This is a genomic window from Oceanobacillus kapialis (genome assembly GCF_044790185.1).
Lineage (GTDB): Bacteria > Bacillota > Bacilli > Bacillales > Amphibacillaceae > Oceanobacillus_B > Oceanobacillus_B kapialis.
In genome coordinates this window covers 2,993,227-3,010,241 of the sequence record NZ_CP085256.1, presented here as the reverse complement: position 1 = coordinate 3,010,241, position 17,015 = coordinate 2,993,227, and the positions used below count along the sequence as shown (strand labels likewise).

Below are 17,015 nucleotides of genomic sequence, written 5' to 3'. Positions count from 1 at the left end.
ATTGTGGATGTGAAATTATGAGTAATGAAACTGTACAAGTACTAATGTCTACCTATAATGGAGAGAAATACTTAGATGAACAAATAAGAAGTTTAGTGGCTCAGATTGGAGTAAATGTAAAGATTTTAGTTAGGGACGATGGGTCAAAAGACAATACTATTACAATCCTTAAGAATTGGGAAAAAGAAGGGGTTCTTAATTGGTATAGTGGGGCTAATTTAAAACCTGCACTAAGTTTCATGGACTTAGTGAAAAATGCACCCAAAGCAGATTATTACGCTTTTTGTGATCAAGATGATTTTTGGCATAAGGAAAAACTCGCAATCGCTGTAAAAAAATTGGGGGAATTTAGTGATAATGAACCAGCGCTATACTTTTCTAATAAACAACTAGTAGATTCTAATCTAATTCCTATAAGAACCAAAGGACAAAAACCGAAAATTTCACTTGGCTCTTCATTAATTATTAATCCAGTAACCGGTTGTACCATGACCATAAATCATTTTTTATTAGAGATGGTTAAAAAGTATGACAATAAAAATTTGTATATGCATGATGCTTGGATATATAGAGTATGTATGGCCTTAGATGGAAAAGTTGTTTTTGATGAAAAACCACACATTGATTACAGACAGCACGAGAACAATGTAATCGGTGGTACGACAAATACTTTTAAAAAATATAAGAGGCGTATCAAGAATGTTATAGTAGAAAGAAATCGAATAAGAGAAAAAGATGCTAAAGAACTTATTAAAGGTTATTCTAATTTTATTCCAAATAAAAATTTAGAGACCATAATTAAAGTGGCGAATTATAGAGAAAGCTTTAAAAATAAACTAGAGTTAGTTTTTGACAAGAATATTAGGACTAACAATTTTGAACATAATATATCATTTCTCTTTGCAGTATTCTTTAATGCATTCTAAGTGGGGAGTGGTGGAGGTACCCATATGAGTATAGTAATTTCAGTATTTATTTATATAGCTAATTTTATTAATACGATTCTTACAAAACATCTTAAATGGCCAGTTGTCATATTTATACTTCTATTATGTATTTTGATGGGTGCAAATACTGTAAATCCTGATATATATGCATACATATTAGCTTATGATCCTACAAGAGAAGGTACGGATTATGGTTATATGTTATTAGTAAAATTGTTTAATGTTCTTGGGTTTGAATATACCACTTTTAGAATGATTACCTCAATCTTAGGTATTCTTCTAATTCACCAGACAGTAAAAAAACTAATTAATAACCCTTCACCCTTTTATTTATTGTATTTTATGTACCCATTCTTTATTGACATAGTTCAAGTAAGAAACTTTCTCGTGATGGCAATATTTGTTTATTCTATACCTTTCCTTTTAAATAATAAAAGGATAGATGATGCAAAGTACATTTGTTTAATACTAATTGCTTCAAGCTTTCAACTTACTGCAATAGTCTACTTGCCAATTGTTTTTCTTAAAAGGATCAAAAAAAATGTATTTACTAAAATTACATTAATAGTAACTATAATTTCATTAGTTATTATTTCATTAAACAAACCTGTTCTGGGTAGTTTATCAAATTTTATTATAAATACTATCGGTAATTATGATGATAGAATTCTTGATTACTCGGTAATACAAACTAATTTTGGCTTTTTATTATTTTGGTTTTTACAAACAATGAATTTTCTATTAATTATATGGGCACATAGAATTTATAAAAGAAATAATTATTTGTCATACACAAATAACGAATTGGAAGACACTAAAACAAAGTTTATGATACTAATTTTTTGGATTAATATTTTCGCTTTTGTATTTTTACCTTTTTATGTATTCCAAGCTACGTTTTCTAGGTTTATGCGAAATATAATACCATTAAATATTATTGCATATATAATGGCAGAGCAATTACTAAAAAGAAGAGGGAAAAGGAATACCTTATTTAGGATCTCTTACATAAGCTATCATTTATTATTATTATGGATAGACTTGAACTGGTTATATCCAAATATAAAATTAATTAACTTCTTTGGTGATAATTGGTTAATTGGTTGGTAAGTTTAATAAAGAACACATCAACCTCATTTTATTTACTGAGGCAATGAGTGAAAAAAGGGAGTTATAAAATGAAAAAAGAGCGGTTTAATAATTGAATAGAAAAGTAATAGATATTGTGAAGAATTCTGCTTACACGATTATTTCAAACTTAGTTGCATTGGCTGTATCGGTTTTAGTAGTATTAATAGTTCCGAAACTAATCGGAGTGGAGGAATATGGATACTGGCAATTATATTTATTTTATTCGGCTTATGTAGGATTTATGCACTTAGGTTGGAATGATGGAATCTATTTAAGATATGGAGGAAAAGAGTACAAAAACCTTGATAAGAATCTATTTTTCTCGCAATTTTATATGTTAGTCTTTATGCAATTAGTCATCTCTCTTAGTGTCATATTTATCGCTTTATTAACTGTCTCTAATAATAACCGAATTTTTATAGTAGAGATGACTGCACTATGTTTATTGATTGTAAATGTTAGGCAGATGCCTTTATCTATTCTTCAAGGAACAAATAGAATAAAAGAATATGCGAATGTAATAATGATAGGAAAAGTCCTTTATCTAAGTGTTTTACTCACTTTTTTATTCTTAGGGGTTAAGGATTATAAACTGCTAATAATGGCTGATATATTCGGTAGATTTTTATCAATGCTGTTAGCAATATTATATTGTAAAGACATCATATTTCGTAAGGTTACTACATTTTACTTTTCTCTTAAAGAAGTAGCAAGTAACATTGGTGTTGGGGTTAAGTTATTAATTGCCAATATTTCAAGTTTATTAATTATTGGAGTAGTAAGACTTAGTATTGAACAAACTTGGGGTGTAAGCACGTTCGGAAAAGTCTCGCTAATTTTAAGTATTGCAAACCTTCTAATGTTATTTATAAACGCTTTGGGATTAGTCCTGTTTCCCATTCTAAAAAGGACAAATACTAATAATTTATCTAATATTTATAAAAACTTAAGAGATTTCTTAATGTTATTATTGCTAGGCTTATTAATTATTCACTATCCGCTTAAAGAGGCGTTAGTAACATGGTTGCCAGAATATAAAGATAGTTTAATCTATCTCTCAGTATTATTTCCACTTTTTTTATATGAAGGAAAAATGGCACTTTTAATAAATACATATTTAAAAGCGTTAAGGAAAGAGAAGTGGATGTTAAATATTAATTTAATTACACTATGTATTAGTTTAATTATTACAATTATTAATAGCTTAGTGATAAAGAATCTAGACCTTGCAGTTTTATCAATTCTTATTTTATTAGCTTTTAGATGTATAATAGGTGAACTGTACTTATCAAAAACTTTAGATATAAATATCTTAAGAGATGTTATATTAGAATTAACAATGACATTTGTATTTATTTTAGCGAGTTGGCTTATAGATTCTTGGTTAAGTATGATAGTTTATACAATTGCTTACCTAACGTATGTAATTATTAAAAGAAAAGATGTATTACTAGTAGTAAAAAATTTAAGGTTCCTTTTTAATAAAGACTTAGCTAGCTAGACTTATAAATTATTTGTTTGAATAATTTAACGGTATTATAAGAAAAACATTATATAAGAAACTTTTTCAAAGGAGGAAAGTATATGAAAGGTATTGTTTTGGCAGGTGGTAGTGGCACGCGCTTATACCCCCTTACAATGGTAACAAGTAAGCAATTACTTCCAGTCTATGATAAACCAATGATTTTTTACCCACTCTCAACTTTAATGCTTGCAGGAATTAGGGATATATTAATTATTTCTACACCGGAGGATACCCCACGTTTTGAGTCACTGTTAGGAAACGGGGAGCAATTTGGTTTGAACTTACATTATAAAGTCCAACCTAACCCTGAGGGCTTAGCACAAGCTTTTTTAATTGGTGAAGAGTTTATCGGCGATGATTCTGTAGCCATGATCTTAGGAGATAACATATATTACGGTAGTGGAATGAGAAAAATACTTCAACGTGCTGCAAATAAAGAAAATGGAGCTACTGTTTTTGGTTATCATGTCCAAGATCCTCAGCGATTTGGAGTAGTAGAGTTTAATAGAGAAGGCAAGGTAATAAGTGTTGAAGAGAAGCCAGAAGCCCCAAAGTCTAATTATGCAATTACAGGCTTATATTTTTACGATAATCGCGTTGTGAATATTGCTAAAGAAGTGAAGCCATCAAACCGTGGGGAACTAGAAATTACTTCAATAAACGAAGCATATTTAAAATCAGGAGATTTAGAAGTAGAACTATTAGGTAGAGGGTTCACTTGGTTGGACACTGGTACTCACCAAAGTTTAGTTGAGGCAACTAATTTTGTTAAGACAGTGGAAGAGCATCAAGGTATAAAAATTGCAGCGCTCGAGGAAGTCGCCTATATTAATGGTTGGATCACTAAAGAGCACTTACGTGAATGCGGTGAAAGGCTTAGCAAAACTGGATATGGACAATATCTCATGAAGGTAGCTAATGGAGAAATACAATATTAATATCTAAGAGGTGAGCTGAAAATGAATTTCACTAATACGAATTTACATGGCGTAATAGTTTTAGAACCTAAAGTATTTGGTGATCATCGGGGTTGGTTTACGGAAACATATAATAAGTCGAAATTAGATGAAGCAGGAATAAATATAGATTTCATTCAGGATAATCATTCTTTTTCCGCAGCAAAGGGTACACTAAGAGGGTTGCATTATCAACTTAATCCAAAAGCACAGACAAAATTGGTACGTTGTACTAAGGGAGCAATTTATGACGTTGCAGTAGATATAAGAAAAAATAGTCCTACTTTTGGAAAGTGGTTTGGGCTAGAATTGACTGCAGAAAATAAAAAGCAATTATTAGTTCCTAAAGGTTTTGCTCATGGTTTCATGACATTAACTAAAGATGTAGAAGTTCAATATAAAGTCGATGAACTTTATTCTCCAGAGAATGATAGGGGTATTATGTGGAATGATCCTGAAATTAGTATCGAATGGCCAATTGATGTCGAGCCTATATTATCTGGAAAAGATGCAAAAGCTCCCTCACTATCTAAAGCTGAAAATAACTTCAGTTATGGAGTGTAGACAATGAAGATATTAGTTACAGGTTATACAGGGCAGCTCGGTTATGATGTTGTACACCAAGGATTGGAATTAGGTTTAGACATGATTGGAATAGGGTCTAAAGATGTAGATATAACGAATAAACAGGCCGTTTCTAATTATGTTAAAAAAGTTAAACCAGAGGCAATTATTCACTGCGCAGCATATACTGCTGTTGATAAAGCGGAAGATGATAAAGATACATGCCAACTTGTTAATGTAGAAGGTACATATAATTTAGTTAAAATAGCTAAAGAAAATAATATCAAGTTTATGTATATAAGTACTGACTACGTATTTAATGGGGAGGGTGAAGTTGCATTTAAAGAAACTGATGAGCCTAACCCAATTGGTCATTATGGTAGAACAAAACTCGAAGGGGAAGAAATAGTAAAACAACTATTGGATAAATGGTTTATAATTCGTATTTCCTGGGTCTTTGGTTTCAATGGAAACAACTTTGTTAAGACAATGCTAAGGTTAGCAGAAACTAGAAACGAATTAAATGTAGTTAGTGATCAGGTTGGCTCACCAACTTATACATCAGATTTAGCTGAATTAATTATTGACATGATTAAAACTGACAAATATGGAATCTACCATGCTTCCAATGAAGGCTTTTGCAGTTGGGCAGAATTTTCTCGAGAGATTTTTAGACAAGCAGATAAGCAAATAAAGGTGAACTCTATTTCAACGGAGGAGTACCCTACAAGAGCTGCACGACCAAAGAATTCACGTATGTCTAAACAAAAACTGTTGGATAGTGGCTTTAGTCCGTTACCTAGATGGCAGGATGCAGTAGAAAGATATCTTAAACAATTACAAGAGGTGAATTAGATGGTAAAGAAGAAAGTACTTGTAACGGGTGGGGCAGGTTTCATTGGTGGAAACTATGTTCAATACATGGTTAATAAGTATCCTGATTACGATATATATAACTTGGACCTATTAACATATGCTGGAGATTTAACAAAACATCGTGATATTGAAACTAATGAAAATTATTATTTTGTTAAAGAAGATATTATAGACAGGGAAAGCATTATGTCTCTTTTTGAAAATGAAAAATTTGACTATGTAGTACATTTTGCCGCAGAAAGTCACGTAGACCGTTCAATAACTGATCCTGGGATATTTGTTCAGACTAATATTATGGGAACACAAGTATTATTAGATGCTTCAAAGCAAATTGGTGTCTCTAAATTTGTTCATGTTTCGACTGATGAAGTTTATGGAGAATTAGACTTTAATCCAAAAACATTTTTCACTGAAGAAACTCCATTACAGCCAAACAGTCCATATAGTGCAAGTAAAGCATCTTCTGATTTATTGGTCCGATCGTATCACGAAACTTATGACTTACCCATTAATATAACACGTTGTTCAAATAACTATGGGCCTTACCATTTTCCTGAAAAGTTAATTCCTTTAACTATTTCTCGTGTATTAAACGAGGAAAAAGTGCCTGTATATGGAGACGGGAAGAACATTCGGGACTGGTTACATGTTAATGATCATTGTGCAGCAATTGACCTAGTTTTACATGAAGGAGTAAATGGTGAAGTATATAATGTTGGTGGACATAACGAACGTACCAACTTAGAAGTAGTAAAAACAATTGTTAATACATTAAACAAATCAGCAGATCTAATAGAGTTTGTTAGCGATCGTCTCGGCCATGATAAGCGATACGCGATTGATCCGACTAAATTAGAACAATTAGGGTGGAAACCTAAATATACATTTGAAACGGGTATAGCGCACACTATTCAGTGGTATCTTGATAATAAAAATTGGTGGGAGCAAATTATTACTGGAGAATATCAAAGTTACTTCGAAAAACAGTACAGTTTTTAAATCCCTTACCGACCGAAAGGATGTATTTTTTTGTACAGAATAGCAGTCGCAGGAACAGGCTACGTCGGCCTAGTATCCGGAACATGTTTCGCAGAAGTCGGCCACAACGTAACATGTGTAGACATTGACGAAAACAAAGTGAAAACAATGAAACAAGGTATCTCTCCAATCTACGAAGAAGGATTGGAAGAACTTATGCAAAAGAATTATGTTGCTGGAAGAATTGATTACACAACAGATTATCAAACAGCATATAAAGATGCAGATGCTATTTTTATCGGTGTTGGTACACCAGAACAAGCTGATGGTTCTGCTAATCTATCTTATATCGCAACAGTAGCAAGGCAAATCGCAGAATCAGTAGAAAAAGATTGCCTAATTGTTGTTAAATCTACTGTTCCAGTAGGTACAAATGATAAAGTTGAGCAGTTTATCAATGATTTCTTAGTACATAATGTACGTGTTGAAGTAGCATCTAACCCGGAATTCTTAGCTCAAGGATCTGCAGTGCATGATACCTTACATGCCGAAAGAATAATTATTGGCACAGAAAGCAAGTGGGCAGAAAAAGTTTTGATGGGTATATACAAACCATTCAATCTTCCAATTGTATCTGTAAACAGGAGATCAGCAGAAATGATTAAATATGCATCAAACGATTTTCTTGCATTAAAGATCTCTTATATGAACGACATTGCTAATCTGTGTGAACTGATTGGCGCCGACATCCAGGATGTTGCTAGAGGAATGAGCTTTGATGATCGGATTGGAAGCAAGTTCTTAAATGCAGGTATTGGCTATGGTGGATCTTGTTTCCCGAAAGACACGAAAGCACTAGAGAATATTGCTAAGCAAAATGGCTATGAACTGAAAACTGTGAAAGCAGCAATAGATGTAAACACAGAGCAAAAAAAGGTTCTTTATAAAAAGGCCAGCAAGCGACTTATTACGTTTAATGGTCTGAAAGTAGCTGTGCTTGGGTTGACATTTAAACCTGGTACAGATGATTTACGTGAAGCACCATCCTTAGAAAACGTACCTTTATTATTGGAACAAGGTGCTGACATCTATGCATATGACCCAGTTGGAGAAGATAACTTTGCTAAAGTACATCCAGAGGGTCCAAACGGTAAAGGGAATATCACTTATGTCTCCAACCCAGAACAAGCTTTACAAGACGCTCACGTTTGCTTTGTTTTCACAGAGTGGGGTGAAGTAAAAGCTGTTACGCCAGAGAAATATAATAAGTTAATGCGTACACCTTTAGTCTTTGATGGAAGAAATATCTATGACTTACAAGAAATGGCTGCTGTTGGAGTTGAATATCATTCTATAGGACGGAATGTAGTTTTAAAGAATGAACTTAAGGAGTCGAATAACCATGTCACACCAAACGCTTAATGCTCAAAAAACATACCTCGTAACTGGAGCTGCCGGTTTTATTGGTTTCTACTTATCTAAGAAATTACTAGAGCAAGGCTGCAAGGTAATCGGAATTGATAATGTAAATGACTATTACGATGTAAAGTTAAAGCATACTCGTCTTGATTTACTAAAACCATATGAGCAATTTACCTTTATTGAAGGAGATATTGCTGATAAGGAAAAGATCATGGATTTATTTGCAACACATGCTCCTGATATTGTGGTTAATTTGGCTGCACAGGCTGGTGTGCGTTATTCAATAGAAAACCCAGATGTGTATATGCAAAGTAATGTAATTGGCTTCTACAATATTTTAGAGGCTTGTAGACATTACCCTGTGGATCATCTAGTCTACGCTTCTTCAAGCTCTGTATATGGAGCAAACAAGAAAGTACCTTTTGAGGAAACAGATTTTGTGGACAACCCAGTTTCTCTGTACGCCTCCACAAAGAAATCAAATGAGCTTATGGCCCATACATACAGCCATCTTTATAAGATTCCAGCAACAGGGTTACGTTTCTTTACAGTATATGGCCCTATGGGAAGACCAGACATGGCGTACTTTGGCTTTGCTAATAAATACTTTGCTGGTGAGCCTATTAAGATTTTTAATAACGGTGACTTAGAGAACGATCTGTATCGTGATTTCACGTACATCGACGATATCGTAGAAGGTATCGAAAGACTGTTAAGCACCGCTCCAGAAGGCGATGTGCAACATAAAGTATTTAATATTGGAAACAACAATCCTGAGAAGTTAATGACCTTTATTAATACACTTGAGAAATGCTTGGGCAATGCATTAGGCAAAGAAATTGAATTCGAAAAGGTATTTGAACCTATTAAGCCTGGCGATGTTCCAGCAACTTATGCATCTACAGATCAGTTGCAGAAGGCTGTTGGGTTTAAACCGCAGACAACAATTGAAGAAGGATTGCAACAGTTTGCGAATTGGTATGTGGATTATTATGGTGTGAAGTAAGGGCAACCTGAAAAACTATGGCTGTCGAGAGTGCTCGGCAGCCATTTTTAGAAACATATTTTAAGGTTACTAAAGGGGATTCGATAATGACTTGGCAAGATAGCTACACAAAATGGAAACAATATAATCAATTAGAAGTATCACTAGCATCAGAGCTAGCAAAAATTGAAAGCGATACATCACTATTAGAAGAAAGCTTTTACAAACACCTAGAATTCGGTACCGGTGGCATGCGAGGAGAAATCGGGCCAGGTACGAATCGAATGAATATCTATACAGTCCGAAAAGCTGCTGAGGGATTAGCTAGATACATAGAACAAAACGGGGAAGAAGCAAAAAATCGAGGTGTTGCTATTGCCTATGATTCGCGCTTTAAATCACCAGAATTTGCGATGGAAACAGCTAGAACACTTGGTGCACATGGTATTCAAACCTATGTCTTTGAATCATTACGCACCACACCTGAGTTATCATTCGCAGTAAGGTATTTACATGCTTATAGTGGGGTCGTTATTACCGCAAGTCATAACCCTAAAGAATATAATGGCTTTAAAGTATATGGCCCAGACGGAGCACAGATTTCTTCCAGCATTGCTGATGAAATTATTGCCCACGTATATGAAGTAGACAACGAATTAACAGTAGCAGTTGAAGATGCTGAAAAGCTTAAAGCAGATGGAAAACTTGTGATGATAGGAGATACAGTAGACCAAGCCTATTTACGAAACCTACAAACGATAACTGTAAACCCTGATATGATCAAAGAAGGAGCAGATGATTTTCGCATTGTTTATACACCACTGCATGGTACCGGAAATGTTCCAGTCCGAAAAGGATTAGAAGCTATTGGATTTTCCAATGTGGAAGTGGTAAAAGAGCAGGTACTACCAGATTCCAATTTTTCAACAGTAACTTCACCAAATCCCGAAGAACATGCAGCATTTGCCTTAGCCATTGAATATGGTATGAAATACAACGGGGATATTTTACTTGGAACAGACCCTGATACAGATCGCGTAGGTGTGGCTGCTAAGAACGCACAAGGGCAATATGAAGTATTAACAGGAAACCAAGTTGGAGCACTTTTACTACATTATTTAATTACACAAAAACAAAATCATCCCACATCAACGGTGTTAAAAACAATTGTTACATCAGAAATGGGTAGAGACATTGCAGCAGCTCATGGACTGGAAACAATTGATACGTTAACAGGCTTTAAGTATATTGGTGCATGGATCAATGCATTCCATGAACAGAAGGATAGACAATTCCTATTTGGATACGAAGAAAGCTATGGTTATTTAATTGGTGACTTTGTGCGGGACAAAGATGCTGTACAATCATGTCTCCTAATTGCAGAGGTAGCAGCTTATTATAAATCCAAAACGATGAGTTTGTATGAAGGGTTAACATCCCTATATGAACAATACGGTTATTACCGTGAAGACTTAGTGTCTTTAACCTTAAAAGGTAAAGCTGGGGTTGAACAAATTGGTGCTATTTTAACTGATTTCCGCACAAACCCAATGAAAGAAATAGCTGGTAAACAAGTTGTTGCGATTGAAGACTATCAAAGTAGTAAAATCCTAAATGTAAAGCTGAATGAGTATGAAGAAATCACATTGCCAAAATCAAATGTTATCAAGTATAAGCTGGACAACGGAGCTTGGTTCTGCCTAAGACCGTCCGGAACTGAACCAAAAATTAAGTTCTATTTTGGTGTGAAGGAAGAGACGATGGAAGCTAGTAAGAAGGCTTTGGAAGAGATGAAAGAGAATGTGATGGATAGGGTTGAAGCTTTGGTTGGTGTTGAGGCGTAGAAGAAATCCCCATCTTTATACTAAGGTGGGGATTAAATTTTTGATATTTAATGGTGAAAGCAGTACTTACTACTAAAAGATTACTTTTATAGATAAAGCACATGTGTCATCAAGAATAGGAGATTAATATGAGAAAGTGGTATTTATTATTGTGTATCTTAGCCACAATAATTCTATGTAGTTGTGGAGGTAAACCTATATTTAATTTTACTCTTGAACAATTAGATAAGATGATAACGGTCGTATCTGAAGATAAAGAGTTAGGTGAATATATCAAAAATATACAAGCTGTGGAAATTAGTAGCTCTGAAACTGAGTATTGGTATAGTATTAAGGGAGAGTTGACTAAATCATTTGACGAACTCTCTACAGAAAAGCAATATAAAAAATTTGCTAGAGTAGTGGAGTTAATGCAAAAGAACCAAGGGGAAATTATAGGATATAGTGAATTTTATTGTGGAGAGAAATCAAAGTGTAGTATTATCCGAATTAATTTAAAGACCCCTAAACATACGTATGAGGTAGAATATTACCCCGATTCTGAATCGCAATTTTTAAAGAAAGATGACTCTATTGTTTATGATAGCGAAACTACTGATGGAATTTATATTGATCCCTTTGAAACTGAGGATAACAAAGAAGACGTTAATACTGATACAAAGAAACAGAGTGATAGGGAATTTTCAAAAACCTTTTCGAACTATAACAAGGAGTTTTATGAAATCTTTAAAAACAATTTAGATTTAATTGGCAGTAATTTTGAATTAATTCATGAGGGCAACTATAGTCCTGCGTTAATTGGAGATTTAATTACATGGATCGAGGAGTTTAATGAAATAATAGATGTGTATGAATCGAAAGCTATTCCTATTACTAAAGCTGATCAAGAATTGTATATAATAACAAACGATATGGTTACAAATCAAAGAGAGGCGAATGCATATATTCTAAAAGGTCTTAATAACGAGGGTGCAAAATCTCTAATAGAGGCTGGGGAATACCTAAATTCTTCGATAGACTTATATACTAAAGGGTATAATTTGATTCAATAGAGTTTGTTACATATATACTTCGCTTAATATCCATCGATTATTGATATCAGATCCTATTAGTCACGCTTTTTAATATTAAATGTAAAAAATTCAATATTGAACCCAAATGTTTTGGCAATGAATACTTTAATACCTACGGAAAATTTAATAATAGATATCTGTAGGTATTTTTTTAAATGTATAAAAATCCTTAATTATTCATACGAAATATTAAATTATTCTTTTACTAAGTTCTTCCCAATTACGTCAAAAATGTGAACTTTACTGGTTTATATTGTGAAATTCTTCACAATATATTATAATAAAACCATAATCACATGGAACTAATATAAAATAACATGTGAAATACTGAACAAACATAAATCGAAACCATAGGAGTTGTTGAAAAATGAGAGTAGCAGTTATTGGATGTACACACGCGGGAACGGCAGCGATTAATAATATAGTTAATCTTTACCCTGATGCACAAATTGATGTTTTTGAAAAGAACGATAATGTATCCTTCCTATCTTGTGGAATTGCGCTTTATGTAGGTGGGGTAGTGGAGGATCCAAATGGTCTGTTTTATGCTTCTGTAGAACAATTTGAAAAGCAAGGTGTTCAGATGCATATGAACCATGAAGTGATTTCTTGTGATATAGATAGCAAACAACTACAAGCAAGAGACATGAAAACACAAATCACACAGAACTACAGCTACGATAAGTTGATCATTACATCTGGATCTTGGCCTGTAACACCACCAATTCCTGGTTCTAATTTAGATAATGTGTTGTTATGTAAGAACTTTTACCATGCGCAGGAGATTATTAAACGTTCAGAATCAGTACAAAATGTGGTAGTTGTCGGTGCAGGCTACATTGGGATTGAGCTTGCGGAAGCTTTTGAGGAAAATGGCAAAAACGTTACGTTAATTGATAGTGAAGAACGCATCTTAAATCGTTATTTAGATCGTGAATTTACAGCACCTGTAGAGAAAACATTTGAACAACGCGGCATTAACTTAGCCCTTGCTCAAACCGTTGCGAAATTTGAAGGAACAAGTGCGGTAGAAAAGGTAATCACGGATAAAGGCGAATATAACGCAGACCTTGTGGTGATGTGTATTGGGTTTAGACCAAATACAGAGCTAGTGAAAGGTCAAGTGGATATGTTAGGGAATGGTGCCATTGTCGTGGATGAATATATGCAAACAAGCAGGAAAGATGTGTATGCAGCAGGGGATTGCTGTGCTGTATACAATAATGCGTTGCAACAGCCGACATATATTCCATTAGCAACCAACGCGGTAAGAATGGGAACGCTTGTGGCGCATAACCTGCTAAGCCCTGTATTAGCCCACCCTGGCACACAAGGTACTTCAGGATTGAAAATATACAACCATAACATCGCATCAACTGGATTAACCGAAACAAGTGCAAAACTAGCGGGATTAGCTGTGGATAGTGCGATGATTACAGACAATTATCGCCCAGAATTCATGCCAGAAAATGCGGTTATTCAATTAAAACTTGTCTATGAAATCGAAACACATCGCATTGTTGGTGCACAAGTCATCTCTGATGCTGACTTTACACAGGCTATTAATACAGTAAGCATTGGGATCTCCAACAATATGACAATTGAACAACTAGCTTTAACAGATTTCTTCTTCCAACCACATTACAACAAACCAGTCAATTACCTGAACCAGGTCGCAATGGAAGCAATGACGAAGGAAGTTAAGAGAGGGATAGAGTTAGAAGTTGTGGTTTAAAGTAGAGTTATTGACATTGAAGAGTGTTTGAATAGATTTAGAGGATAGACATCCCGCTGAGCTCTTGAGATAGGTATATACACCAAGACGGAAAAAAAGATAAACAGCCATTGGAGTTACTAAGCTTCAATGGCTGTTTTATATGTTTACTATTAGTGGCACCATTCAGCATGAGTATGTCTTATAAATGATGGTTCAAACTCTCGCTCAAGCTTGGCAAGGTTGTTCTTTTCAAGGCTTGCCACATGATAATGAGTCCTCCTTGGAAGTATTCCTTGTAGGGGCTTGGAGGTTGAAATTAGAGTTCAGCAACTAATTTGTTATATGAAAGAAGATATTACATGTTAATTTTAGAACAGCAAAGTTATAGAAAGATTTTAACTAGTCATATTTTGTTGACATAAATCCCGTAAAACTATACCATGGTATATAACTTAATATAAACACTAGGGGTGTTATTTAACTGAGATGAGTATAGTACTCAAACCCTTTGAACCTGAACTAGTTAAAACTAGCGTAGGAAAGTGTAAACTCTAATACATACTAAAAAAGCGCTTATGCCTTAGGCCTATTTATGTAGTTATTTGTTTTTACGCAACTTTCTTATGAGAAGGTTGCGTTTTTTTTACCAAAATAAAAATATAGGAGTTGTTAGGATGACTAGAACAGTATTAGTAACAGGTGGTAGTAGAGGTTTAGGAGCAGCTATTGTAAAGACATTGGCACAACAAGGATGTCAAGTCGTGATCAATTACTATAAAAGCAAAGCAGCTGCTGAGAAGCTCGTTTCAGAGATTGGGGAAGAAAACGCTATTGCCATACAGGCTGATGTAACAAATCGTAAAGAAGTAGATGAATTGATAAAGCAAGCAACAGATTATTTTGGGCAAATTGATGTTGTGGTCAATAATGCATTAGTAGACTTCAAATTTGATCCAAACAAACAGAAAAGCTTCACAGAACTTACTTGGGAGGATTATCAAAAACAACTAGACGGTACGGTAAAAGCAGCATTTAATGTAGTTCAAAGCGTCATAACTCAATTTATGGAACGACAAAATGGAACTATTATAAGTATAGGGACTAATTTATATCAAAATCCTGTTGTACCTTACCACGAATACACTACAGCTAAAGCTGGATTAATAGGTTTTACACGTAATATCGCTGCTGAATTAGGACAATACGGTATAAAAGCGAATGTAGTTTCAGGTGGATTATTAAAAGAGACGGACGCCAGTGTTGTTACAACACCAGAAGTGTTCGATTTAATTGCTCAATCAACGCCATTGAAGAAGGTGACCACACCTCAAGATGTAGCCAATATGGTTGCTTATCTATCTTCGGAAAACGCAAACGGTATTACAGGTCAAAATTTCACAGTAGATGGCGGTTTGACCATGAACTAATAGCTTACATGACCATGTATATTCCTATGAAAAAAGAGGATAAAAGACATTAAATCTGATGTATTTGGAGGTGTGAACAAATGACAAAAACGGAAGAAAAACAAGTACACTTAGGTGTTTTGCTGTATGGTTGCGGACACCATCAAGCTGCTTGGTTAATGCCAGACTCAAGCGTTGAACGTATTGGAGACATTTCTTATTATCAATCTTTAGCACAGTTAGCAGAAAGAGGTTACTTTGACGCAGTATTCTTTGCTGATAATCAATCTTTTCAAGGTGAAAAATCTAGTGATATGCCAGCATTTTGGTTTGACCCAATAGTCAATTTAACTGCTATTTCTCAAGTGACAAAACATGTGGGATTAGTTTCAACAATTTCAAGTACTTTTTCTAATCCTTTCACAGCTTCAAGACAACTATTAAGTTTAGATCATATTACAAAGGGACGTGTTGGGTGGAATCTCGTTACTTCAATGACTGATTTAGAAGCGTTAAATCATAGTATGAAAGAATTACCTTCTCGTGAAAAACGCTACGAGAAGGCAGATGAATTCGCTGCTTTAATGAATAAGTTATTTCTTTCCTGGAACAGTGATGAGTTTCTACATCATCGAGAAGAAAGAAAATTGATAAATCCTTCCAATATTCAGCCTTTTCATCACGATGGTACCTATTTTAAAGTCACTGGCCCATCCACTACACCAAAAAGTCCGCAAGGCAAACCAGTATCAATGCAAGCAGGAGCATCTAAACAAGGCATCGCTTTAGCCGCAAAATATGCTGATGCAGTCTATTCCGTGTCATGGAACTTAAAGCAAGCAAAAAAATTTCGTGAAAGATTAGATGAACAAATTAAACAAAGCCAAAGCAGCAATAGACATATCAAAGTATTTCCAGGATTGGTAACCTATGTAGGTCATACTCATGAAGAAGCTTTAGCCAAAAAAGCAGCATTAGATGAGCAATTACCTCTTGAAACAGCTTTAAAACAGTTGAGTTTCTTTATTCAACAAGACTGTTCTAATTGGGAAATGGATAAAGAAGTACCTTCATTACCTCCAGTAGAAGAATTTACTGGACCAGTTGGGCGTTACGAAACGATACTAGAAATTATTCAGGATACACAACCTACAGTAAGAGAATTATTAGGATATCTTAATGCAGGCGGTGGACATCACACTTTGATAGGTACACCCGAAGAAATTGTAGATCAAATGGAAGTCTGGTTAGAAGCTGGTGTGGCGGACGGATTTAATCTGATGCCTCCTACATTACCCGGTAGTTTAGAGGACTTTGTTGAACTAATTGTTCCTGAAATGCAAAAAAGGGGTATTTTCAGAAAGAACTATGAAGGTCATACTTTCCGCGAACATTTAGGGTTAACTTAAAAAGAAATAGCTTTATGAACGAGTGAAAACGCACAGAAGTGCAATTCTGTGCGTTATACTAGATAAATTGTCCATCGGGGGGATCAATAAATTCAATAACAACCTTGTTGGCTTTTCTGTCCTAAGTTTCTCACTCGTGTTTAAAGTTTGGTTATTACGTTTCAATTTTCATCCTCCTTATC

At 34.5% G+C, this 17,015-nt stretch carries 14 protein-coding genes and 1 riboswitch; all 14 genes read left to right on the top strand.

Features of this window, described 5'->3' with window-relative positions; all coding sequences use genetic code 11:
• Nucleotides 1-17: 17 nt before the first annotated feature.
• The 14 genes from LG273_RS15700 (at nucleotide 18) to LG273_RS15635 (ending at nucleotide 16,833) form a co-directional block, all read left to right on the top strand.
• Nucleotides 18-926, top strand: coding sequence for a glycosyltransferase family 2 protein (locus LG273_RS15700; RefSeq protein ID WP_404455291.1), 909 nt, complete (start codon nucleotides 18-20; stop codon nucleotides 924-926).
• Nucleotides 927-950: 24 nt separating this feature from the next.
• Nucleotides 951-2,057 carry an EpsG family protein gene (locus LG273_RS15695; protein ID WP_404455288.1) on the top strand — a complete coding sequence of 369 codons (1,107 nt, stop codon included), beginning with the start codon at nucleotides 951-953 and terminating at the stop codon, nucleotides 2,055-2,057.
• 91 nt (nucleotides 2,058-2,148) lie between these two features.
• The gene (locus LG273_RS15690) at nucleotides 2,149-3,579 is read left to right on the top strand and encodes a hypothetical protein (protein WP_404455285.1); all 1,431 of its coding nucleotides are present in this window, start codon (nucleotides 2,149-2,151) and stop codon (nucleotides 3,577-3,579) included.
• Nucleotides 3,580-3,662: 83 nt separating this feature from the next.
• Nucleotides 3,663-4,541, top strand: a complete 879-nt coding sequence (rfbA, locus tag LG273_RS15685) for a glucose-1-phosphate thymidylyltransferase RfbA (protein ID WP_404455283.1) — start codon at nucleotides 3,663-3,665, stop codon at nucleotides 4,539-4,541.
• Between the two features lie 21 nt (nucleotides 4,542-4,562).
• Nucleotides 4,563-5,123, top strand: coding sequence for a dTDP-4-dehydrorhamnose 3,5-epimerase (gene rfbC / locus LG273_RS15680; RefSeq protein WP_404455280.1), 561 nt, complete (start codon nucleotides 4,563-4,565; stop codon nucleotides 5,121-5,123).
• 3 nt (nucleotides 5,124-5,126) lie between these two features.
• A complete protein-coding gene (gene rfbD, locus LG273_RS15675) occupies nucleotides 5,127-5,978 on the top strand; it encodes a dTDP-4-dehydrorhamnose reductase (RefSeq protein WP_404455277.1) in 852 nt (283 codons plus the stop codon).
• On the top strand, nucleotides 5,979-6,998 hold the full coding sequence (gene rfbB, locus LG273_RS15670) for a dTDP-glucose 4,6-dehydratase (protein ID WP_404455275.1): 1,020 nt from the start codon (nucleotides 5,979-5,981) through the stop codon (nucleotides 6,996-6,998).
• 30 nt (nucleotides 6,999-7,028) lie between these two features.
• Nucleotides 7,029-8,399, top strand: coding sequence for a UDP-glucose dehydrogenase family protein (locus tag LG273_RS15665; RefSeq protein ID WP_404455273.1), 1,371 nt, complete (start codon nucleotides 7,029-7,031; stop codon nucleotides 8,397-8,399).
• The gene (locus tag LG273_RS15660) at nucleotides 8,380-9,405 is read left to right on the top strand and encodes an SDR family NAD(P)-dependent oxidoreductase (RefSeq protein ID WP_404455270.1); all 1,026 of its coding nucleotides are present in this window, start codon (nucleotides 8,380-8,382) and stop codon (nucleotides 9,403-9,405) included. The genes LG273_RS15665 and LG273_RS15660 overlap by 20 nt, the downstream gene beginning before the upstream one ends.
• Before the next feature lie 86 nt (nucleotides 9,406-9,491).
• Nucleotides 9,492-11,228, top strand: coding sequence for a phospho-sugar mutase (locus tag LG273_RS15655; RefSeq protein ID WP_404455267.1), 1,737 nt, complete (start codon nucleotides 9,492-9,494; stop codon nucleotides 11,226-11,228).
• Between the two features lie 128 nt (nucleotides 11,229-11,356).
• Entirely contained in the window at nucleotides 11,357-12,280 is a 924-nt protein-coding gene (locus tag LG273_RS15650) for a hypothetical protein (RefSeq protein ID WP_404455264.1), read from the top strand.
• Nucleotides 12,281-12,668: 388 nt separating this feature from the next.
• The gene (locus LG273_RS15645) at nucleotides 12,669-14,036 is read left to right on the top strand and encodes an FAD-dependent oxidoreductase (RefSeq protein ID WP_404455261.1); all 1,368 of its coding nucleotides are present in this window, start codon (nucleotides 12,669-12,671) and stop codon (nucleotides 14,034-14,036) included.
• Nucleotides 14,037-14,474: 438 nt separating this feature from the next.
• A riboswitch (TPP riboswitch) is annotated at nucleotides 14,475-14,576 on the top strand.
• Nucleotides 14,577-14,692: 116 nt separating this feature from the next.
• Nucleotides 14,693-15,445, top strand: a complete 753-nt coding sequence (locus LG273_RS15640) for a 3-oxoacyl-ACP reductase (RefSeq protein WP_404455258.1) — start codon at nucleotides 14,693-14,695, stop codon at nucleotides 15,443-15,445.
• A gap of 80 nt (nucleotides 15,446-15,525) precedes the next feature.
• Entirely contained in the window at nucleotides 15,526-16,833 is a 1,308-nt protein-coding gene (locus LG273_RS15635) for an LLM class flavin-dependent oxidoreductase (protein WP_404455255.1), read from the top strand.
• The last annotated feature ends 182 nt before the right edge of the window (nucleotides 16,834-17,015 follow it).